The organism is Jeotgalibacillus sp. S-D1, from assembly GCF_004358665.1.
In the GTDB taxonomy this organism is placed as follows: domain Bacteria; phylum Bacillota; class Bacilli; order Bacillales; family Jeotgalibacillaceae; genus Jeotgalibacillus.
On the sequence record NZ_SMZR01000001.1, the window covers coordinates 290,516 to 312,522 of the forward strand.

The 22,007-nt window shown below is 41.8% G+C and carries 26 protein-coding genes and 1 other annotated feature; of the genes, 25 read left to right on the forward strand and 1 reads right to left on the reverse strand.

What is annotated here, in order from left to right; translation table 11 throughout:
• The first annotated feature begins 17 nt into the window (after positions 1 to 17).
• The 21 genes from E2R51_RS01430 (at position 18) to pheA (ending at position 18,136) form a co-directional block, all read left to right on the forward strand.
• On the forward strand, positions 18 to 1,328 hold the full coding sequence (locus E2R51_RS01430; RefSeq protein ID WP_133375246.1) for a bifunctional folylpolyglutamate synthase/dihydrofolate synthase: 1,311 nt from the start codon (positions 18 to 20) through the stop codon (positions 1,326 to 1,328).
• Positions 1,329 to 1,401: 73 nt separating this feature from the next.
• Positions 1,402 to 3,114, forward strand: coding sequence for a sensor domain-containing diguanylate cyclase (locus E2R51_RS01435; protein ID WP_133375247.1), 1,713 nt, complete (start codon positions 1,402 to 1,404; stop codon positions 3,112 to 3,114).
• Positions 3,115 to 3,413: 299 nt separating this feature from the next.
• The gene (locus E2R51_RS01440) at positions 3,414 to 4,169 is read left to right on the forward strand and encodes a prepilin peptidase (RefSeq protein ID WP_133375248.1); all 756 of its coding nucleotides are present in this window, start codon (positions 3,414 to 3,416) and stop codon (positions 4,167 to 4,169) included.
• A gap of 106 nt (positions 4,170 to 4,275) precedes the next feature.
• On the forward strand, positions 4,276 to 5,073 hold the full coding sequence (locus E2R51_RS01445; RefSeq protein ID WP_133375249.1) for a hypothetical protein: 798 nt from the start codon (positions 4,276 to 4,278) through the stop codon (positions 5,071 to 5,073).
• 79 nt (positions 5,074 to 5,152) lie between these two features.
• A complete protein-coding gene (locus E2R51_RS01450; protein WP_133375250.1) occupies positions 5,153 to 5,713 on the forward strand; it encodes a Maf family protein in 561 nt (186 codons plus the stop codon).
• Between the two features lie 45 nt (positions 5,714 to 5,758).
• Positions 5,759 to 6,457, forward strand: coding sequence for a RadC family protein (gene radC / locus E2R51_RS01455; protein WP_240732935.1), 699 nt, complete (start codon positions 5,759 to 5,761; stop codon positions 6,455 to 6,457).
• Positions 6,458 to 6,569: 112 nt separating this feature from the next.
• On the forward strand, positions 6,570 to 7,574 hold the full coding sequence (locus E2R51_RS01460; RefSeq protein WP_133375251.1) for a rod shape-determining protein: 1,005 nt from the start codon (positions 6,570 to 6,572) through the stop codon (positions 7,572 to 7,574).
• Positions 7,575 to 7,605: 31 nt separating this feature from the next.
• Positions 7,606 to 8,493 carry a rod shape-determining protein MreC gene (mreC, locus tag E2R51_RS01465; RefSeq protein WP_133375252.1) on the forward strand — a complete coding sequence of 296 codons (888 nt, stop codon included), beginning with the start codon at positions 7,606 to 7,608 and terminating at the stop codon, positions 8,491 to 8,493.
• Entirely contained in the window at positions 8,490 to 9,002 is a 513-nt protein-coding gene (mreD, locus tag E2R51_RS01470; protein ID WP_133375253.1) for a rod shape-determining protein MreD, read from the forward strand. The genes mreC and mreD overlap by 4 nt, the downstream gene beginning before the upstream one ends.
• Before the next feature lie 34 nt (positions 9,003 to 9,036).
• On the forward strand, positions 9,037 to 9,723 hold the full coding sequence (gene minC / locus E2R51_RS01475) for a septum site-determining protein MinC (protein ID WP_133375254.1): 687 nt from the start codon (positions 9,037 to 9,039) through the stop codon (positions 9,721 to 9,723).
• A gap of 1 nt (position 9,724) precedes the next feature.
• Positions 9,725 to 10,525: a septum site-determining protein MinD gene (gene minD, locus E2R51_RS01480; RefSeq protein ID WP_133375255.1), complete on the forward strand. Its 801-nt coding sequence runs from the start codon at positions 9,725 to 9,727 to the stop codon at positions 10,523 to 10,525.
• A gap of 105 nt (positions 10,526 to 10,630) precedes the next feature.
• Positions 10,631 to 11,335, forward strand: coding sequence for a M23 family metallopeptidase (locus E2R51_RS01485; protein ID WP_133375256.1), 705 nt, complete (start codon positions 10,631 to 10,633; stop codon positions 11,333 to 11,335).
• On the forward strand, positions 11,325 to 12,170 hold the full coding sequence (locus tag E2R51_RS01490) for a site-2 protease family protein (protein WP_133375257.1): 846 nt from the start codon (positions 11,325 to 11,327) through the stop codon (positions 12,168 to 12,170). Before E2R51_RS01485 ends, E2R51_RS01490 begins: the two co-directional genes overlap by 11 nt.
• Positions 12,171 to 12,220: 50 nt before the next feature.
• On the forward strand, positions 12,221 to 13,654 hold the full coding sequence (locus E2R51_RS01495; protein WP_133375258.1) for an Rne/Rng family ribonuclease: 1,434 nt from the start codon (positions 12,221 to 12,223) through the stop codon (positions 13,652 to 13,654).
• 75 nt (positions 13,655 to 13,729) lie between these two features.
• Positions 13,730 to 13,804 (forward strand) — a sequence feature (ribosomal protein L21 leader region).
• Between the two features lie 16 nt (positions 13,805 to 13,820).
• Positions 13,821 to 14,129, forward strand: a complete 309-nt coding sequence (gene rplU, locus E2R51_RS01500) for a 50S ribosomal protein L21 (protein ID WP_133375259.1) — start codon at positions 13,821 to 13,823, stop codon at positions 14,127 to 14,129.
• 11 nt (positions 14,130 to 14,140) lie between these two features.
• Positions 14,141 to 14,473 carry a ribosomal-processing cysteine protease Prp gene (locus E2R51_RS01505; RefSeq protein WP_133375260.1) on the forward strand — a complete coding sequence of 111 codons (333 nt, stop codon included), beginning with the start codon at positions 14,141 to 14,143 and terminating at the stop codon, positions 14,471 to 14,473.
• 16 nt (positions 14,474 to 14,489) lie between these two features.
• Positions 14,490 to 14,780 (forward strand): 50S ribosomal protein L27, encoded by a 291-nt coding sequence (rpmA, locus tag E2R51_RS01510; RefSeq protein WP_133375261.1) that lies wholly within the window; start codon positions 14,490 to 14,492, stop codon positions 14,778 to 14,780.
• A 112-nt stretch (positions 14,781 to 14,892) separates the two neighbouring features.
• Entirely contained in the window at positions 14,893 to 15,447 is a 555-nt protein-coding gene (locus E2R51_RS01515) for a Spo0B domain-containing protein (protein ID WP_165967104.1), read from the forward strand.
• Between the two features lie 24 nt (positions 15,448 to 15,471).
• Complete coding sequence (gene obgE, locus E2R51_RS01520; RefSeq protein ID WP_133375263.1) at positions 15,472 to 16,761, forward strand: GTPase ObgE; 1,290 nt, start codon at positions 15,472 to 15,474, stop codon at positions 16,759 to 16,761.
• Between the two features lie 32 nt (positions 16,762 to 16,793).
• On the forward strand, positions 16,794 to 17,249 hold the full coding sequence (locus E2R51_RS01525) for an ACT domain-containing protein (protein WP_133375264.1): 456 nt from the start codon (positions 16,794 to 16,796) through the stop codon (positions 17,247 to 17,249).
• A 29-nt stretch (positions 17,250 to 17,278) separates the two neighbouring features.
• Entirely contained in the window at positions 17,279 to 18,136 is an 858-nt protein-coding gene (gene pheA, locus E2R51_RS01530) for a prephenate dehydratase (RefSeq protein WP_133375265.1), read from the forward strand.
• Between the two features lie 146 nt (positions 18,137 to 18,282).
• Here the strand turns inward: pheA and E2R51_RS01535 are convergent, their stop codons facing one another.
• On the reverse strand, positions 18,283 to 18,819 hold the full coding sequence (locus E2R51_RS01535) for a transcription repressor NadR (RefSeq protein WP_133375266.1): 537 nt from the start codon (positions 18,817 to 18,819) through the stop codon (positions 18,283 to 18,285).
• A gap of 142 nt (positions 18,820 to 18,961) precedes the next feature.
• On the opposite strand from E2R51_RS01535, the gene safA reads away from it, so the two are divergent.
• The 4 genes from safA to ruvA all read left to right on the forward strand — a co-directional run bounded on the left by safA (position 18,962) and on the right by ruvA (position 22,007).
• Positions 18,962 to 20,206, forward strand: coding sequence for a SafA/ExsA family spore coat assembly protein (safA, locus tag E2R51_RS01540; protein ID WP_165967105.1), 1,245 nt, complete (start codon positions 18,962 to 18,964; stop codon positions 20,204 to 20,206).
• A gap of 118 nt (positions 20,207 to 20,324) precedes the next feature.
• Complete coding sequence (locus tag E2R51_RS01545; RefSeq protein WP_133375268.1) at positions 20,325 to 20,831, forward strand: YhcN/YlaJ family sporulation lipoprotein; 507 nt, start codon at positions 20,325 to 20,327, stop codon at positions 20,829 to 20,831.
• A gap of 129 nt (positions 20,832 to 20,960) precedes the next feature.
• Positions 20,961 to 21,206 (forward strand): BofC N-terminal domain-containing protein, encoded by a 246-nt coding sequence (locus E2R51_RS01550; protein ID WP_165967106.1) that lies wholly within the window; start codon positions 20,961 to 20,963, stop codon positions 21,204 to 21,206.
• Positions 21,207 to 21,395: 189 nt separating this feature from the next.
• Entirely contained in the window at positions 21,396 to 22,007 is a 612-nt protein-coding gene (gene ruvA, locus E2R51_RS01555; protein ID WP_133375270.1) for a Holliday junction branch migration protein RuvA, read from the forward strand.

The window sequence follows — 22,007 nt, forward strand, 5'->3', positions numbered from 1 at the left end:
GAAAGGAAGTTACACAGATGATTCAAACCTATGATGACGCAATTGCATGGATACATGGACGCCTTCGCTTAGGGATTAAACCCGGCCTTGCGAGAATGGAGTGGATGATGAACCGGCTTGGTCATCCTCAAAAAAAGATAAAAGCCGTACATGTGGGCGGAACGAATGGAAAAGGGTCAACCGTTGCATATCTGCGTTCCATTATTCAATCATCAGGCAAAACTACAGGCACCTTCACTTCTCCATACTTTAAAACGTTTAATGAAAGGATTGCCATAAACGGAAAACCGGTATCAGATGAAGATTGGCTCGAGCTGACAAAACGAATAGAACCCCTCGCAGCCGAACTTGAAAAATTAGAAATTGGCGGACCGACAGAATTTGAAGTAATTACAGCGATGATGTTTCTCTATTTTGGAGAAATAAACCCGGTTGATGTTGTACTGGTAGAAGTCGGGTTGGGCGGACGTTTTGATTCAACAAACATTATTCAGCCGCTATGCTCGGTCATTACATCCATTGGATTGGATCATGTTTCAATTCTCGGTTCGACCTACGAAAAAATCGCGTTCGAAAAAGCAGGCATTATCAAGCAGAATGTACCGGTTGTGACCAATGTAAAGCAGGAGAAAGCGAACGATGTTATCCAAAAAACTGCTGCCGAGCGTTCGGCACCTTTATTCAGCTATAATCGGGATTTCAAGGCAGAACTGCTGGAATCTGAAGCGGATGGGGAGCATTTTATCTACCGCGACAACCAGGTGTCGATTCCGGTTAAGATGGGGATGACGGGTAAGCATCAGGTAGAGAATGCTTCAATTGCAATATTTGCTGCCAGTATCCTCAGTGAAAGTTTAAAGATGAACATAACAAAAGAAACAATCATCAGTGGCATTGCTGCTGCCTATTGGCCTGGAAGAACAGATATTCTTTCAAGAACACCTTTTCTGATGATGGATGGCGCACATAATAAAGAAGGCATTGAGGCTTTAATCGATACAATTAACCGGAAGTTTCCCAAGCAGCGCGTCCACTTTTTATTTGCTGCTGTAGGGGATAAGGATTTATCAAAGATGATTGCACTGCTTGATAAAAAGGCAGCAACGATTTCTTTTGCAACATTCGATATGCCAAGAGCGGCAGCTGCAGAAGCGTTAGTTGAATTAAGCAATCATCCTTCCAGCCGGTCTGTGGATGCTCTTGTCTGGGCAGAGGAGGCATTGCATTCAAAAAGTGATGATCTCTACATCATGACAGGTTCACTTTATTTTTTATCATCCATTTCTTTTGAAATCAAGAACCTAATAAACACTATTAGTAAAAAGTGACTTTGTAAGGGGTATTTGGTAAAATTATGTGTATAATCAGACTGTTATCTTATTAAACTCGGAGTGGTAAAAAATGGCGGAGGTTACTATTAAAACGAAATGGGTATTATGGACCGCATGGCTGATTATCTTTCCAACCGGTCTTTATTACTCTTACCAGTTTGATCCCCCTGCTGTAAGTTCAGTTTGGATCCCTGTATGCTTTATATTACTTGGCATTATTATTATTTGTTTGCCTTTTGAAGTGGACAATTCGAGTATCTTTATTATACATTGGGTCAACTTGGCAGCATTTTTATCATTCGGTTTATTTTTCGAAATGGTGCTCATGCAAATTTTTTTAATACCGCTTTTGATAAGGCTGGACATAACGCGTAAAACACTTTACCGGTATGCACTGTATTCATCCGTCTTTCTAATCAGCAGCGTGTGTGCAGCGGCGATTTATTACTCGTTCAATTTTTCTGTTACAGAGGACTCTCTGTTGACAGTGACGGTTGGCGGGTCACTTTATTTACTTATACTTGTTGCGCTTAATCATATTTACTTATATGGGTTTAACAGGCTGATGAATAATGAATATCCTTTCTTTAGTAATGACGCGCTTCTTGATCGCATCATCACTTTGTTAAGTATGCCTTATGGGCTTGCACTCTATTTTCTACTTGACCAGATTGGAATTGCAGCTGTTATTTACCTTGGGCTGCCGTATATAGCACTTGCAGCTGTACTGAAGCTATACAATAGTTCAAAGCAGTTAAAAAATGACTTGGTGCGTGCAGGAGAAATTGGCCATCAATTGGCTGCAAAATTAAAAATAGAAGAAGTATTGGACTTATTTATTAATAAACTATCTGTTTTAATGCCTGTTGATTGTGCTTACATTTTGGATACCGAAATTAATGAGGACTATTTAATTCTGTTGCGCAGAATTGAAAATGGAGAGCTTAAATCAAATAATCTAACCCCGGTTCGCAAAGGTGAAGGAATAACGGGAAAGGTTTGGAGAACTGGGGAATCTGTGCTTTTTAACAGCAAAATTGAATGGACTGAGGAAGCGGAAGGATATATGCCTGATGGTGCAGAAAGTTTACTTTCAGTACCAATCAAAAGAGATAAAAAAATGGTAGCTGTTTTGCTGGTGGCTTCTGGGAAAAAACATGCATACCGCAGTCATATTGTTCAAATTGTTGAACTTCTAAGCTCCTATTTTGCAGTCGCTATTGAAAACGCCCGGAATCACCAGCGTGCCATCGTAAAAAGTGAGCGCTGCGGACTGACAGGGCTTTATAATTACCGGTATTTTGACGAACAACTGCATATCGAATTTGACCGGATGATGAATGGTCATCTTCGGCAGCTTTCCCTCATCCTGATTGATATTGATCACTTTAAACAAGTGAATGATACCTTTGGCCATCAAAGCGGGAATGATCTATTGCAGTCAATGGCTGGACTTCTTGTGGATATTGCAGGAGATAAAGGAGTTTTGGCCAGATACGGGGGAGAAGAATTCGTTTTAATGATGGGAAATACATCCAAGGAAGAAGCATTAACTGTTGCAGAAATTATCCGGACTAAAGTGGAAGACACATCTTTTAAAACTCATTACGGACTCAATCACAATGCGCGGGATATTGAGATTGATATGACTGTAAGTATTGGTGTTTCTTCAGCTCCTGAAGATACGGACTCAGCTATTAATCTTCTCCGAAACGCAGACAGAGCTTTATTTACCGGCGCAAAACAAAAAGGACGAAACCGAGTAGCGGAATTCTCAAACTAAAATACAGCTGAGGCTGTATTTTTTTATGGATAAAAATACTGAGCGTCGGGAGAGTGTGTTGAACTTTTTTACTATTTATTATAAAAAAATAGTTCCAAAGAATTATTTTGTGAATTATAATATAACAAATATTTATTTTGTTTTTCGTTTATTCTGAAAAGGGGTGTTGATTGATAAGTGTATTAAAACAGAGCGAATGCTCCTAAATTAATTCACCTGGTCTAAAGCAGGAGGCCGGAGGAATAAAATGGCCAATGGAACTGTATCCGCTAAAATTCCGACATTAAAGGACTGACAAAATGACCCTATCTTATCTGATAATTTTTGTGCTGTTAGGCTGCGTTCTCGGATCTTTTTATAATGTAGTTGGTCTTCGGGTGCCGAAAGGGGGATCAATTGTTTACCCCGGGTCCCAATGCTCAACCTGTCATCAACAATTAATGTGGAACGAATTAATTCCGGTCTTGTCCTACTTGTTCATTAAAGGAAGATGCAAAAACTGCAATTCAAAAGTCTCATTACTTTACCCGATAATGGAATTAATTTCAGGTCTTTTGTTTGGCTCCGCTTTTTACATAGTAGGTTTCAACTGGGAACTGGCTGTTATTCTAACCTTTATTTCACTGCTTGTTATTATTGTAGTTTCCGATATTTCCTATATGATTATTTCGGATAAAATTCTTCTTTTTTTTGGTATACTGCTGGCAGTCCTTCGCATCGTTGAGCCGCTTGCACCATGGTGGGATTCTTATACAGGAGCGGCAGGGGGATTCATGCTGCTGTTTATGATTGCCGTAATATCAAGAGGCGGAATGGGTGGCGGCGATATTAAGCTTTATGCTGTGATCGGTTTAGTGCTTGGTATCAAGCTGACGCTCCTGTCTTTTTTCTTTGCTGTCCTGCTTGCAACGATTGCAGGTTTAGGCGGTATCTGGCTGGGATTGTGGACGCGTAAAGAGATGATTCCTTTTGGACCGTATATTGCGGTCGCATCATTAATTTCCTACTTTTTTGGAAATGATCTTATTAATCATTATATAGGCTGGCTGAGCTAATCGAATAATGTCATATTCTTTTTTGAACAAGGCGACAGGAGTCTTGTTCTTTTTTATTTGCTGCATGATAGGCTGTTGGACAAAGAGAATAAGAGGGGGATTATAGGTGGAGCCAAGCAAATCAGATCACAAAGAGCAAGAGAGTTCTTCTGTTGAAAACCAGCCTTCCAAAAATGCGGTTATTTACTTTCCTAAGGTGGAGAGAAAGAACATTGAAAAAGGCATCCGTAAAGCGCGTTATTGGATTGCGAGGACAAAACCAGTTTTACTTGCAGCCCTGGTTTCAACTGTTTTTGCAACAATCGCTTTTACCGTTATCGATCCAAATGCCATCAGTCAGCCCAGTTTAACAGATCAGGCAAACCCGGCAGTCCAGCAGGTATCTGCAGGATCCGGTGCTGTTAAGGCTGCTGTCCCTGATCAAACGATGTGGGTGGTACAAGCAGGGGTTTTTAAAGAAGCGGCATCAGCAGAAGGGATTTTTACTAAAATTGAAAGTAAGATTCCCGTTATTCAAACATCCCATGATGGCCTTTTTGCGCTGTGGGCTGGTGCAGCAGCGGACGAACCAGGAGCAAAAGCCATAGCTGAACGCCACCAATCGGAAGAAATTCCTCTCTACGTGAAAAAAGTTTCCAGACCGGCATTTGAGATTGAACTAAGTAAATCGGACAGCGCTTGGCTTTTAGCTTCCATAGGAGCTGCACAGCCGTTTCTCTCAAAGGAAAACGCAATCATACCAGATGATCTTCTTGCAAAAAAACCTGAAAGTGAATCACTGCATCCTTTGTTTGATTCATTAAAGAGACTAAAGGAAACACCCGTTGAATCAACTGTTCAGCATGACAAAGCGGTGCTGCAGGTAATGGAAACGATTTGGGAACTGCCTGAAAAAAATAGTTAGTTAAATAAGATAAGGGATGGGGAGATATGCTACAATAAGTATATCTCCCATCTAATTTACACGAAGAGGTGCAAATCGCATGACAGAAATTATTTTAGCTTCTGCTTCTCCGAGAAGAAAAGAATTACTCTCCTACTTAAATCTCCCTTTTAAAGTCCAGCCCAGTTCGTTTGAAGAATTATTTTCCCCAGCTGATGTCCCTGAGGAAGTTGTACTCAGACTTGCGAAAGGCAAAGCAGCTGATGTGGCTCAGCAGTACCCGGATGCAGCTGTTATTGGCTGCGATACGATTGTTGTTTGTGAGCAAATCCTAGGTAAGCCGAGGAATGAGAAAGAAGCTGAACTGATGCTGAACCAGCTTTCTGACAGAACTCATACTGTCTGGACAGGTGTCTCCATCTTGTACGGTAAAAAAAGAGTTGAATTTGTTGAAAGAACGGAAGTGACTTTTTGGCCGCTCACACAGAAAGATATTCAGGCTTATATAAAATCCGGTGATTGCTTTGATAAAGCAGGCGCTTATGGCATCCAGAGCGGAGGGGCGCTATTTGTACGCAAAATACACGGAGATTATTACTCTGTTGTCGGTCTGCCTGTTGCTAGGCTGAAAAGAGAAATCGCACCGCTGCTGAGCATCTAGTTTCTGATCCATTCCTCTTTTATAAAAATAAAGGAGGGATGCCCCATGGTAACTACACCCCGCACCACACTCATGATACGGGACTACAAGGAAGAAGACCGGCCTCGTGAACGTCTTATTCTTCAAGGTCCTCACAGTTTATCCAATCAGGAGCTTATCGCCATTTTATTGAGAACCGGATCAAAAAAAGAATCAGTTTTAAATCTTTCAAATCGGCTGTTACATCAGTTTGAAGGTTTACGTCTATTAAAAGAGGCTTCTCTTGAGGAAATTATGTCGATTAATGGAATCGGAGAGGCGAAAGCAGTGCAGATAATGGCCGCAATTGAAATGGGCAGAAGAATTGCAAATTTAACCTTTAATGACCGCTATGTTATACGATCCCCTGAGGATGGAGCCAACTTTTTGATGAATGAAATGAGATTTCTTCAGCAGGAGCATTTTGTGTGTCTCTATCTCAATACGAAAAATCAGGTTATCCACCAGCAGACGGTTTTTATCGGCAGTTTAAATGCTTCCATCGTACACCCGAGAGAGGTTTTTAAAGAGGCTTTCAGGCGTTCAGCAGCATCGATTGTGTGTGCACATAATCACCCGAGCGGGGACCCTTCTCCCTCCAAAGAAGACATTGATGTGACAAGAAGATTAGTAGAATGTGGTAAAATGATTGGGATTGACATTTTGGATCATCTTATCATCGGAGAGAAAAAGTATGTCAGTTTAAAGGAAAAAGGGTATATGTAACTCTGTTATTTTAATGTTCTGTGAGCTATAATAAAAGCTATGGTTTTTAATTGATTACAAGAATCGTCATAAAATTTAACTTAGTAGTGTAATTTAGAAAGGGAGATACTCCATGTTTGGATCAAAAGATATCGGCATTGATTTAGGAACTGCAAATACACTCGTTTACATAAAAGGCAAGGGGATTGTAGTGAGAGAACCTTCTGTCGTTGCATTGAGGCAGGATACAAAAGATATTGTGGCAGTTGGGAACGAGGCTCGTAATATGATTGGGCGTACTCCTGGAAATATCGTTGCATTGCGACCGATGAAAGATGGCGTAATTGCCGATTTTGAAACTACTTCTACCATGATAAAGTACTATTTAAATCAAGCCTTAAAAAACACAGGCTCATTCGCTAAAAAGCCTTATGTTATGGTATGCGTGCCATCCGGGATTACATCTGTAGAACGAAGAGCGGTGATCGATGCCGCCCGTCAGGCCGGAGCCCGTGACGCTTTTCCTATAGAAGAGCCGTTCGCAGCAGCCATTGGAGCAGGACTTCCCGTTTGGGAGCCTACTGGAAGCATGGTCGTGGATATTGGCGGAGGAACAACAGAAGTGGCTGTCATATCACTTGGCGGAATCGTTACAAGCGAGTCAATAAGAGTCGCCGGAGATGAAATGGATAATGCCATTATTTCATACATTCGCAAACAGTATAATTTGATGATTGGCGAAAGAACGGCTGAAACAATTAAGATTGAAATTGGGTCTGCTATTGTTTCAGAAGAGCCTTTAACCCTTGATATTCGAGGGCGTGATCTATTAACCGGGCTGCCAAAAACCATTCAAATTTCCGAAACAGAAATTACACAAGCTTTGTCTGATACAATTACATCGATTATTGATTCAGTTAAAAGCACACTTGAGATGACCCCTCCGGAACTTTCGGCTGATATCATTGACCGCGGCATTGTTTTAACCGGTGGCGGAGCCCTTCTTCGAAAGCTGGATCAAATTATTACCAGAGAAACAGCGATGCCGGTTCATATTGCAGAAGAGCCGCTTGATTGTGTGGCAATTGGAACAGGAAAAGCGTTAGATAATATTGATTACTTTAAAAAGCAAAAATAATTGCGTTAAATATGATTGAGGTGTTTGTAACATGCCCCCTTTTTTTATGAATAAACGGCTCATTGTACTCCTGGTCAGCATCATCCTGCTGGTGGCGCTGATTGGATTTTCACTGCGTGAGCGAGAAAATATTTCCTGGCCTGAACAATTTGTCAAAGACATCGTTGGTTTTGGACAAAACATTGCATCTAAGCCTGCAGGATATGCACAAGGATTAATCGATAACGTCCAGGACCTGACGAATACGTATACTGAAAATCAAAAATTAAAAGCACGCCTGGAAGAAATGGCTCTATTGGAAACGCAAGTAACAGATCTCAGCCGTGATAATGAGGAGCTGCGAAGCCTGAATGGCATAGAGGAGAATCTGCGTGATTTTAATGTAGTAAACGCAACAGTCATAGCCCGGAACCCGGATCAGTGGCAGGAATCCATTATTATAGATAAGGGTCAGGTTAATGGCATAAAAACCGATATGGCTGTGCAAACCGCAAGCGGTATGATTGGCAGAGTTAAAGATACCAGCCAATTTACGTCAACTGTAGAATTGCTGAGTGCAAGAAATGCAAACAACCGGGTATCGGCGTTAATTCAGTCCGAAGAATCAAACGTCTTCGGCTTAGTTGAAGGCTATGATCTTGAGCGTGAGGAACTAATGGTCAAAAAGATCCCGTTTGATCAGGAAGTTCAGGAAGGATCTAAAGTTATTACATCCGGTCTCGGCGGTGTTTTCCCTAGAGACCTGGTCATTGGCGAAGTGACAGAAGTAACTTCCGATGAATACGGGCTGACCCAAACTGCTTACGTGAAGCCGGCTTCAAGCTTGTATGACCTGGAACATGTAATGGTAATCGAGCGTGTGGCAGCCGGACAGGATGAAATTGAAGAGGATGCACAAGGAGAGGAGGAGGAGGAATGACACGTCTGATACTTCCCCTTCTCGGTGTAATAATTTTTTATAGCGAAAGTATCTTTGCTACCTTCTCCCCAATCGAAGCGTTTGGGGACACGCGTTTTTTGGTGCCGCGTTTTTTATTTGTGTTTATATTATTTATCAGTGTGTATTATAAACAACGTACCGCCTATATCTACGGATTTACATTCGGTTTTATGTATGATTTATTTTTCACAGGAATCATTGGAATTTATATGTTTTTATTTCCGCTGCTGGTATATATCGCACTGGCTATTTTGAAATTGATTAATCAGAACATTGTTGTGGTCGGGGTATTGGGCCTGTTTCTGATTGCTGTTTTGGAATGGATCGTCTATCAGTTTAATTTATTAATTGGTGTTGCAGGCGTTGATTTTACAACATTCGCCACACAACGTTTGTACTCAACACTTCTCTTTAATTCTCTTTTTATACTGCTGCTCGCTTATCCGTTTAAATCATGGATGATTAATGTACGACAAGGTGAAAATTAAAGAAATGTGAATGCAAGAGTATTGAGGTGAAATAATGGGTAATCGACAAAACGTTATGATCAAAGGAACGAAGGATGGATTTATATTAAAATTAAATGATCAGTGCGGCTATGATGTGTTAAAAGAAGAACTGATCGAAAAACTTTCAGTTCAATATAAAGCACTGGATGATGATCATGTGATCTCAGCTAAAATAGAAGCGGGAAACCGCTTTTTAACTGAAGAACAAAGTGAAGAGTTAAAAGAAATCGTCAGAAGTCAAAAGAGTTTAATAGTGGAAGAAATTCATAGCAATGTGATTACCATTGATGAAGCTGACCAGCTAATTCGGGAACGGGAGATGTCTTCAATTGCCGGTATTGTAAGGTCTGGCCAGGTGATTGAGGTAGAAGGGGATTTTCTATTGGTCGGCGATGTGAACCCGGGGGGAATGATTATGGCCGGCGGGAACATTTACATCCTTGGAACACTTAAGGGGATTGCGCATGCAGGATGTTATGGAAATGATGAAGCAGTCATTGTTGCTTCTCAAATGCTGCCTTCCCAGCTTCGTATTTCAAAACATTTAAACCGCGCACCTGATCTGGAAAACAACAATGAACAGGAAACACATGAAATGGAATGTGCCTACATAGATGAATCTGAACAAATTGTGGTTGATCGCCTCCAGGTGTTAAGACATGTTCGACCATCTATTACAAAGTACAAGGGAGGAATGTAAAATGGGCGATGCCATCGTTATTACCTCCGGAAAAGGCGGGGTAGGTAAAACCACTACAACTGCAAACCTGGGAACTGCGATTGCCATGCAGGGGAAAAGGGTTTGTTTGATTGATACTGATATAGGTCTGCGTAATCTTGACGTTGTGTTAGGGTTGGAAAATCGAATTATATACGATTTAGTAGACGTCGTTGAAGGAAGATGTAAAGTTCACCAGGCGCTAGTGAAAGATAAGAGGTTTGACGATCTTTTATATTTGCTTCCTGCGGCACAAACGAGTGACAAATCAGCAGTGGATCCTGTGCAGATGAAAGAACTCGTCGAACATTTGAAGCAGGATTATGATTATATCTTAATTGATTGTCCGGCCGGAATAGAGCAAGGCTACAAGAATGCCATTGCAGGAGCTAATAAAGCGATTGTCGTGACTACCCCGGAACGATCTGCTGTTCGTGATGCTGATCGGATTGTTGGATTGCTGGAGCAGGAAGAAATTGATCCCCCTATGCTGATTATCAACCGGATAAGAAATCACCTTATGGAATCTGGCGATATGCTTGATATTGATGAAATTACTACTCATCTTTCCATCGATCTTCTTGGAATTGTGATCGATGACGATAAGGTGATTACAGCATCAAATAAAGGCGAACCAATTGCCATGAATCCTGATAACAAGGCTTCTCTTGCCTACCGTAATATAGCCAGGAGAATTTTGGGTGAGTCCATTCCATTAATGTCTCTGACAGAACAAAAGAAAACTATTTTTCAAAAGTTATTTAATTTCATGGGAAAAAAATAGCTTTTAACAGACTGACCGCATAATGATGCGGTCAGTTTTTTCATATTTATCACTCTGCCGCCATAGTGTAAGGGTAAAGGACCTTTGCAAAAGGGAGTGAATGATATGAGGCATCCATCTTTATTAAAACAACAAGCTGCAGCACAAAGAAAAGTGAGAGAACGTCCCCGCAAATCAACAACGATTGTTAAATCCAACACCCCACCGGCTGATTCAGGCTTGCCAACCGGCCATTCCTACTGGGTTCTCAACAGGCTGCTGGTTAAATCAATTGTTTCAATTGTCATAGTGGCGCTTACTTTATGGGTGCGTGATCATCCGCTGTCAGTTCCAAGTGAAATCAAAGACCCGATTGCCGATTTAGCTGTATCTTCCTTTTCATTTGCGTCTATGCAGGAAAAATGGGGACATTATATCGGGTATGGTGAGACAAGCTCTAAATCTGTGGTCTACACCTCTGATCTATTATATGCGGCTCCTGTTTTATCGATGGGTGATTCAACGATGGAAAAACAGGGAGATCAATTATTAATAACAGCGGTCAAAGGCGAAAATGTTTATGCTACAGAAGCTGGAATTGTTCTATTTGTGGGAGACCAGGTTGGGGAACAGGTGCTTGTTTTACAGCATGGGGATAAAAGGCAGACTATTTATAAATCAATTGTACCGACTGCCCTTCGACCGTTTGACCATGTAGATCGGGGTGAACCAATTGGACAAGTCCTTGGGGACAGCGGGTTCACATTATCTATACGGGATGACCAAGGGTATTTAGATCCTTCTACTCTATTTATGGAAAATGAAGAATAGGACTGAGCGGGTAATTCTCATTCATCCATTAACCTGGACCCTGGCAGGAGTTTCTTTTTTAACCGGACAATTTATGTCTTTCTTTCTTTTGATGCTTCTGATAATTATCCATGAATGCGGACATATTGCTGCAGCACTGCTGTTTAAATGGGAAATCCAATCAGTCACGCTGCTGCCTTTTGGAGGAAAGCTGGTCATTAAAGGAATACTTGACAGGCCGTTGAAAGAAGAGCTCTTAGTCGTCTTTTGCGGTCCATTGCAGCATGTATTAATCGGAGCAGCTGCTTTTTTTTTCTTAAAGGAATGGTCCTACTACTCACTGTTGATGCAATTAAATCTACAGCTGCTGTGTTTTAATTTGCTGCCGCTGTGGCCGCTTGACGGCGGCAGGATTCTATTTCTTGTTTTGGCTCATATAAACTCTTTCAGCCAGGCGATGAAACAGACCCTGCAAATCAGTATGGCAGGGCTTGGCGTAACGATAGTAATCACTTCTTTTTTATTTCCATTTAATCTGCAGTTGATACTCGTCCTCGCCTATACAGCGATCGCTTGCATAATACAGTGGAAGCATCGCAGCATTCTGGAGCGGCAATTCTGGCTGGAACGGTGTAAAAACAGGGGTGCTTCATCACAGCCTCCGCGCATTAATTATGTTCCGGTCAATATCCCAATAAACCAGCTGCTTCACGACTTGAAGAAAGGGAAAAGGGAAGTATTTATCGTAAAAAACAGCACAGCGACAATGGGCATGATTACTGATGTCTCCATAATTAACCAATATTTTAAAAAGGGCACGGGCACCGAGCCGGTTTCTTTTCTGCTTGAAAAATAATCATGTTATACTACATGTAACAGATAGGGCAGAGAAGGAGAACATTTTAAATGAAGAAACATGTACTCGTAAATGCAAGAGAACGTGAAAAAAGATGGATCTTCACTGAAGGCAATAAAATCATTCGTTTTGAAGCCCATCAGCCTGATCATCACTCTAAGGTAGGGAATATATACAGTGGAGTGGTTGAGAGCATCAAACCGTCTTTAAATGCTGCATTTGTTTCTTTTGATAAAGGACGGAACGGATATCTTTCCTTAAAAGAAATCCCATGGGCAGAAAAAGGGAATTCAATCCAGTCTGTGCTCCATCAGGGACAACGTCTCATGGTACAGGTGAAAAAAGACGAGTCTGCGGCAAAAGGTGCTGTATTAACTGGCAATATCGAATATGCCGGTTCCTTTTTTGTGTATTTTCCTTTTGGCAGAATTGTTGCTGTTTCGAAAAAAATTAACAATCAGGGTGTGAGAAAACAGTTGGCTGACTGGGCAGAAAAAAACCTGCGCGGGGAAGAAGGCTTAATCATTCGTACGGAAGCAGAAGTCATGGAGCCTGATGTGCTGGAGACAAGCCTTGAAGAATTAAGAAAAAAAGCCACTGTACTAATGAAGGAATTTGACAATCATTCTTCAGCTGTCTTTCCGCTTCTGGAGCAATCCGCTTTCTCGAGCAGCATAGAAAAGCTGTTGGTCAGCGAACAGAAGGGCACAATTACCATTGATCAGAAAGTAATGTTTGACGCTATAGAGCAATTCCTCAAAATGAACCCATCACTGCAGTGGAATTGTGAACTGTACCAGGATGATCAGAATTTATTTAATGCAATGGGAATGTCATCAGCAGAAGAAAAGGTTATGAAGAAAGTGGTATGGCTGGACGGTGGAATATCCATAGTAATTGAAAAAACAGAAGCGCTGACTGTCATCGATGTAAACTCGGGCAAGCTGACAAAGTCAGGTGATGAACGCCAGATGATTCGAAAAATAAATGAACGGGCTGCTGCTGAGATTGTTTATCAACTTCAGCTGAGGGATGTTAGTGGCATTATTATAATTGATTTTATCAATATGAATCATGAGGAAGACCGTGAGACTGTTACCAAAGCTATTCAAAAGCAAGTGCTGCAGGATTATAAACATATAGAAGTGATTGGATTTACCGAGTTAAGTCTTTTTCAGCTGACCCGAAAAAGGACAAGACCTTCATTTGAAGAAACCAAATCAATTCGATGCCCGGTATGTCAAGGTAAAGGAACGATTCTGTCACCGGCATCACTGGCATTTCAGCTGGAACGGGAGCTTTACGAACAGCGCCGCTCAATTGATAAGTCAGTGGCAGTTAAAGCGACCAAAGATGTGATTGAGGCTTTTAAGGGTAAAGACGGTTCTTTTGCAAAGGAACTTCAGGGAATTTTTGGATTTTCCATTGAATGGAATGAAATTCCTCATCAGCATCCAGCCTATGAGGTCATTCGGCTGAACTAATTTGAGAGAATGCTTAATTAGCATTGACATTGCAATTTCATTTGTGATAACATTCATATGTTACTGTTTGTAGCACCCGTGCTACAACCGCGCATTGCAGGTTTAAGAACCATTTTGGTCACCTGTTAGATGGCGAGTCTGAGTGATTTGAGGAGGTGCAAGAGGAATGTACGCAATTATTGAAACTGGCGGTAAGCAAATCAAAGTTGTTGAAGGACAAGAGGTTTACATCGAAAAGCTTAACATCGATGCAGATCAGGAAGTAACTTTTGATAAGGTTTTATTCGTAGGCGGAAGTGACGTTAAAGTTGGAAGCCCATTAGTGGCTGGAGCTACTGTTACTGGTACAGTTGTAAAACAGGGTCGCGCTAAAAAGATCACTGTTTTCAAATACAAGCCAAAGAAAAACCAACATCGTAAGCTAGGTCATCGTCAACCATACACGAAAGTTGTGATTGGCAAAATCAACGCTTAAGGTTGGATGATATGATACAAGTGATCATTGAACGAGAAACCACAAACCGCATACAGGCTTTTCAAATGGATGGACATGCTGATTATGATGTACACGGGAAAGATCTCGTGTGTGCTGCAGCTTCTGCTGTATCATTCGGGGCTGTAAATGCACTTTTTGCTCTTACAACCATCGAACCTGTTATTAATCAGTCATCTGATGGAGGCTTTTTGCGAATTGATCTTCCGGCCGGTACTGATCATGCTGCTGATGAGCGTGCTCAGCTGCTGCTTGAAGGCATGGTAGTATCGTTGCAGACAATTGAACGTGAGTACGGACAATATATTAAAATAACCTTCAAATAAGTGGGAGGTGGAGTATATGTTAAGATTAGATCTTCAATTTTTCGCATCGAAAAAAGGAGTAGGTTCTACTAAGAACGGTCGTGATTCAATCTCAAAGCGTCTAGGCGCTAAGCGTGCGGATGGACAGTTCGTAACAGGTGGATCAATCCTTTACCGTCAACGCGGCACTAAGATTTATCCTGGAGCTAACGTTGGCCGCGGAGGAGATGACACTCTTTTTGCAAAAGCAGACGGCGTTGTTCGTTACGAACGCGTAGGTCGTGATAAGAAAAAAGTCAGCGTCTATCCTGTAGCACAGGAAGCGTAAGGTATAAGAAACTCTGGCCGTTTTCGGTTAGGGTTTTCTTTTTTTTTAGATGTATAGTGAAGGTTTTGGTATACTTATGTACAAGATAACTGTTAATGATAGGTGGATGCCGATGAAGGATGCAATTCGATCAATTGAATTACTTCAACACAGCCGACACGACTGGATGAATCGTCTGCAGGTGATCAAGGGAAACTTAGAATTGGCGAATATTGATCGCGCGAAAGAGGTCATCGAAGAAATCATAATTGAAGTGCGACAAGAAGCTCAGCTCTCCTCACTCGGTGTGCCGCGCCTTTCAGAATGGCTGTTAACTTATAATTGGGGGCGTTCCGCTCCTCTCACGGTAAAATACGAATTACTCAGCGAAGGTAAAATTCCAGGCCAATTGGATGAACCGATTTTTGCATGGCTCAAAAGAATAGTGGACAAAATTGAGAAATCAGTACCGGTTGAGGTTAACAACGAATTATACTTGATCTTTCATGTAGATCAAGAACAATCTGTTTTGCAATTAACACTGGAATATGAAGGCGGGTCTTTAGCTTGTTCACCAAAGGAACTACTAGCTGATGCAGACGGCCCGGCAGTAAAATGGGCAGAAGCATCAAAAAATTCTTTTGCCGTCAAAACTTCATTTAAATGGTGTGCAGTTAAACAGGATTGATAGAGAATATTAGGAGGATCACATATGTTTGTTGATCAGGTCAAGATTTATGTAAAAGGTGGAGACGGCGGAGATGGAATGGTTGCTTTTCGCCGCGAGAAATACGTGCCAAAAGGCGGACCTGCTGGTGGAGATGGCGGTCAGGGAGCAAATGTTGTATTTATCGTAGAAGAAGGACTTCGAACATTAATGGACTTCCGCTATCAACGCCACTTTAAAGCACCTAAAGGCGATAATGGAATGTCAAAAAACCAGCATGGCCGAGGCGCTCAGCATATGATTGTTAAGGTTCCGCCGGGCACAGTTGTAAAAGATGAAGCCACAGGAGAAGTAATTGCAGATTTAACCGAGCATGGGCAGCAGGCCGTTATTGCCAAAGGCGGACGTGGAGGAAGAGGGAATTCCCGATTTGCCACACCATCAAATCCTGCACCTGAACTATCAGAAAAAGGTGAGCCGGGCCAGGAACGTGAAGTAATTATGGAACTAAAGCTTTTAGCTGATGTTGGACTTGTTGGCTTCCCAAGTGTAGGTAAATCTACATTGCTTTCTGTCGTGTCTTCTGCAAAACCTAAAATAGCAGAATACCATTTCACGACGATCGCCCCGAACCTGGGAATGGTTGAAACAGAGGATGGCAGAAGTTTCGTTATGGCCGACCTTCCGGGACTAATTGAAGGAGCACATGCAGGCGTAGGGCTGGGACATCAGTTTTTGCGTCATATTGAAAGAACCCGTGTCATTGTACATGTGATTGACATGTCTGCTCTTGAGGGCCGTGATCCGTATGAAGATTATGTAACGATTAATAATGAGTTAAAGGAATACAATTTGCGATTAACTGAACGCCCTCAGGTTGTTGTGGCGAATAAGATGGACATGCCTGAAGCTGAGGAAAATCTTCGGTTATTCCGTGAGAAGGTTGGAGAGGACATCAAGGTGTTCCCGATTTCAGCAATTTCACGCCAGGGCTTAAAGGATCTTACTTATACAGTAGCAGACTTAATTGAACAAACACCGGAATTTCCATTGCAGGAAGAGGAAGTGGATGATACGATCAATCGCGTCCTTTATAAACATGACGGCGTTCAAGAAAACTTTGAAATTTCCCGTGATCCGGATGGAAGCTTCGTTATTACCGGTGATTCAATTGAACGACTGTTTAAAATGACCGACTTCAGCCGGGAAGAATCGATCCGCAGGTTTGCTCGCCAACTACGTGCTATGGGTATTGACGATGCACTCCGTGAAAGAGGAGCAGAAAACGGAGATACAGTTAAAATTGTCGAGTTTGAGTTTGATTTTATTGATTAAAGATCAAATTCAAGCGCAAGGGAGTGGACGGGGTGACAAAAAAAGGTCTGGATGAAAAGTTTTACTTGGTCAGGGAAGATATCCTTCCGGAAGCCATGAAAAAAACGCTTGATGCGAAAGAACTGCTCGAGCGTGGAAAAGCCGATTCCGTTTGGGAAGCAGTCAGACAGGTTGATCTGAGTCGCAGCGCTTTTTACAAATATCGTGATACGGTTTTTCCTTTTCATACGGTGGTAAAGGAGCGAATCATAACGCTCTTTTTCTATTTAGAGGATCGTTCAGGCACCTTGTCCGAACTCTTGGGGCTTGTGGCTTCTTGTCGATGCAATATTTTAACGATTCATCAAACCATTCCTCTTCAGGGAAGGGCAAATGTAACGTTATCACTTAATGTGACGGATATGGATGTAACCCTGGATGAGATGTTAGCCAGGTTAAAACGGCTTGAATTTGTGGAGAAAGTGGAAGTGCTTGGTTCAGGTGCGTAAAGAAGAGTCAAGGATAGAAAGGTGATACGATGAAAATAGCTTATTTAGGCCCTGAAGCCTCGTTTACTCATCATGCAGTAACGAAATCATTTGTACAGGATGAGCTTATTCCGTTTGCTACAATTCCTGATTGTTTAGAAGCGTTAACGGCAGGTAATGTTGACCGTGCTGTTGTTCCTTTGGAAAATACATTAGAGGGATCTGTTCCCATAACGGTGGATTATTTATTTCACGATGTGGATCTACATATAACAGCTGAGCTGGTGTCGCCAATAGAGCAGCATTTAATGGTGCATCCTGACAACCATAATAAATGGGAGGATATAACCAAAATTATGTCCCATTCCCATGCATTAGCACAATGTCATAAATATCTGTATTACCGGTTTAGAGGCCGTGTTTTTGAACCGTCTACCTCTACTTCTGCAGCTGCACGCTATGTTAGTGAACACCCGGAAGAAACAATCGGTGCGATTGGAAACTCCCTTGCAGCGGCTACCTATGGCTTAGACATTGTGGAAAAAAACATTCACGATTTTCATTTTAATCATACTCGTTTTGTTGTCCTGTCCAGTACTCCGGCTACTGAAGAGCTTCAATTAGAAGGAGCAACTCCTAAGTCGACCCTGATGATCACCTTGCCCTCTGATGATCGGCCTGGTAAGCTCCATCAGGTTTTGTCTGCTTTTTCCTGGAGAAATTTAAACCTCAGTAAAATAGAATCCCGTCCGTTAAAAACAGGGTTGGGAAATTATTTCTTTATTATTGATGTAGAGCAGTCAATGGAAGGTGTGCTTATAAACGGGGCTATTGATGAACTGGAAGCACTTGGATGCACAGTGAAGGTACTTGGAAGCTATAAAAAATATGCCATTCCGGCAGAATAATAAAGAGGCTGGGCTAAAGCGCAGAAATTAAAAAAGGGTACTGTCACGAACAAGAAACTTATTCGTGACAGTATCCTTTTTTGTGCAGCAGTAGGTTAATTACAGCTGAAAATTGTTTTATTATCCCCGTTTTGTCAAGGGATGTTTTAATCTTTTACAAGAATTCCTGCCTGATATAACTTATGTTCAACGGATTGTAATATTGATTCATTGTCTGCTTCGATTTCATGAAGGTGGACGCCATCAGTCAGTTCTGAAAGAAAAGATGCATCCGTATGCTGTATCTTTTCTAAAAAGTTTCTAACGTCATGTGCATTATGTATCATCATCGACGCTGTTAAGTCGCCATAAACAGGATGTTCAATGGAAACATTTTTTATTGAAGCTCCTTCGTGAACGATCATTAGCATTTCTTGTTCGGATTGCTCAGGAGTATGTCGGCAAACTATCGTCCGGCTAATTTTTGCTGCGGGGGCAGAGGGCATAAATAAGTACCCTTGACTGGTAGCTAGAATCGGCTCATTTACCGCTTTTAATAGTGTTACGTCACTTACAATAACCTGGCGGCTGACCTCCATTTGACGTGCGAGTTCATTCCCTGTAATCGGCCCCTTTGCCTTCTTAAGCTTTTCTAAAATAGCCAGTCTTCTTCGATCCCCATTAACTTTTCGATCCTTAGCCATGAATTTCGACCTCTTTCACGTAGTTTTTCTGTCGCTATTGTAACACAATGATCAGGTTATTTAAGGTTATGGAATTAAAAAAGTGGCAAAAATCCGCGTTAATCATAGGATATAAAGAATGATCTATGGAGGAGGGAATAAAGTGAAGATCCACGTTGTCCAAAAAGGAGATACATTATGGAATATCGCAAAAAAATATAATGTATCGTTTGAAGCGCTTAAAGCAGCTAACACGCAATTGTCAAATCCCGATATGATAATGCCTGGGATGAAGATTAAAGTTCCAACTGACAGCAAAGCAAAAAAAGAAGTAATTGTTAAAGAAACGGTGATTCAACATCCATATACAGAGCAGAAACCGCAAGCTCCTAAAATGGATTACAAACCAATACCGCAGCCACAGCCGCAGCCAATGCCTCAGCAGCCGATTATGATGCACCCGGAGCTGGATATTCACCAAACGTATAATTTCCAAATGCTCCAGCAAATGCCTCAGCATCAGCAGCCGCAATTTCAGCAGCCGCAATATCAAGTGCCTCATTTTCCCATGCCTGAGATGCCTAAGGCGCCAGTAAAAGAAGCTAAAAAAGAACAGGTTAAAGAAAAAGTGAAAGAACACAAAAAAGAAGAACCTGCAGTTCAAGGTCTTCAGCAAGAAGGGGTTATGCCTGAAATGATGGAAGAAAATTGTTACCCAGTATCACCAATTATGCCTGGAGATGGCTTTGATTGTCCACCGCCTCCTCACATGGGGCACCACCAGCAGGTAGGAGGTCAAATGATGCCGTGTCCGCCACATCATATGGAGCACCAGCAGGTAGCAGGACAAATGATGCCTTGGCCGCCACAACATATGGGGCACCCGCACGCAGGAGGACAAATGATGCCGTGCCCGCCACACGAAATGCACCATCACCACCAGCAGTTGGCAGGTGTCCAACAGCAGATGAATAAACCGTGCGGCTGCGGACCAAAACATCACATGATGCCTTATGGTCAGCCGATGCCGTACGGCGGTTTTCCGCAAATGGGCGGATTTCAGCCAGGCATGCAGCCACAGATGAATGGTAATCCACAAGGAATGAACGGAAACGGCCAGGGTTCTGAGCCTCAAATGAACCAGTTCATGGAAGGCTTTCAGCCGTATTTTGAAGGTATGATGGAAATGGGTGGATCCCAGCAGGGCATGCAGCCACAAATGGGTGGATCTCAGCAGGGTATGCAGCCACAAATGGGTGGATCCCAGCAGGGCATGCAGCCACAAATGGGTGGATCCCAGCAGGGCATGCAGCCACAGATGGGCGGATTCCCTCAGGGCATGCAACCGCAGATGGAGGGTTTTCAGCAAGGAATGAACCAGCCTAACCTATTTGGGCCTAATATGTAAGAATGAAAAGAAGACGAGAAATTCGTCTTCTTTTTTAATGGGAAAATTTAAAATAAAAAATCGTGAATAAAGTTAGGGTTTTACTCAAAAGCTAAAAATAAAAACGGAGGACCTTTACATGAAAAAAATTGTTACTTTACTTTTCACAACAATCGTTCTTACAGCTTGTTCTCCAGGTTCCAGCGGAGCGGATCCGAATCAGGATCCACCAGTTTTGTCAAGAGAAAATGACCCTTATGATAAACATGAAGAACAGGATATAGCAGAGCTTGAAGGACTTCATATAAATGAATCGAAAGCAAAGAGCGACCTTCATCAAGGAGATTTATCTGATAAGCTGGCAGCAAAGATTTCCGAAATTGAAGATGTGGAATATGTGACGGTTATTGTGCATGAAAAATTGATAGCTGCTGCTGTGACACATATTGGATCTGATGTGGAACAACATGTAGTAAATACGATTAAAGAACAGGTTGGAGATGGATATGAGATTTACGTATCTGAGGATAAAGCTGCGTATCGAATGGCACAGGCGGTAGATAATGGCCTTAGGGCTGGTTTTGATGAGAAATGGGAGCATGAGAATATGGAGAGATTGACTGCGACGATGAAAAAAGCTACTTAATTCCATCTTATGTATAATGGATTGATGATTTGGCAAACTACAGATATGGAGGTGGCCAATATTAGCAGAAATATTCGACTTATAGGAAAAGTTTTGGGAATAGGTTTAAGTGTGTGGCTGGTATTTCCTTTGACAATTAGTGCACAGGAAACCAAAGTTCATACCATAGATGTGACGCTTGAAACCATTTTTGAAGATGGTGAAAAAGCGGTGGAGCAACGGGTTGAAGAAGTAATGGCAATGGAAGATTTTTGGGCAAAATACCAGGCGTGGCAGTTAGTTGATATGTCACAGGAACAAGTGAAATTCAGATCTCAAGTTGAAGAGGTTTCTCCATTAGTTACACTTAGTGGCTACAGCACTATAGCTCCTTGACAACCGCGCACCCGCCGGTTGTTTTTTTTATGGAATAGGGTGAGAGGAGATTTTACCCCCCGGTTATTATATTAGCTGAAGTGTTGGGAATAGTCTGTTAAAATAAGAACAAACGTTTTGTTTGGTTATGTGTTATATCCCCCAAATATTATGGTACAATGGAGAATGGACTCGAAAGGACGAATGCTAATGTATGAATACATAAAAGGTGAGATCGCTCTCATTTCAACTGAATATATTGTTGTGGACCATCAAGGTATTGGCTATCAATTATATATGCCAAACCCGTTTGTAATGTCCTCTAATCAGGGGCAGAATGTTCAGGTCTTTACTTATCAGCATGTACGGGAGGATCAGCTGACATTGTTTGGGTTTCCATCAATGGAAGAAAAACTGCTTTTTATGAAGCTGCTAAATGTCTCAGGCATTGGACCAAAAGGAGCATTGGCGATTTTAGCTTCAGGAGCTCCTGAACAAGTCATCCAGGCAATTGAAAATGAAAATGATACCTTTTTAACGAAATTTCCCGGTGTTGGAAAAAAAACCGCCCGTCAGATGATACTAGACTTAAAAGGTAAACTTCAGGACGTTGTTCCGGATTATTTCCCCAACCTTTTTGCAGATCCAGACCGCAATTATTCAACAGAAACAAAAGAGCTTGATGAAGCGCTATTGGCTTTAAAAGCATTGGGGTATTCAGAGAGGGAGGTAAAAAAAGTAGAGCCTGCCTTGCGCAAGGAATCTTTGACAACGGACGAATACATTAAAAAAGGGCTAAAATTCATGCTTAAACTATCCTAA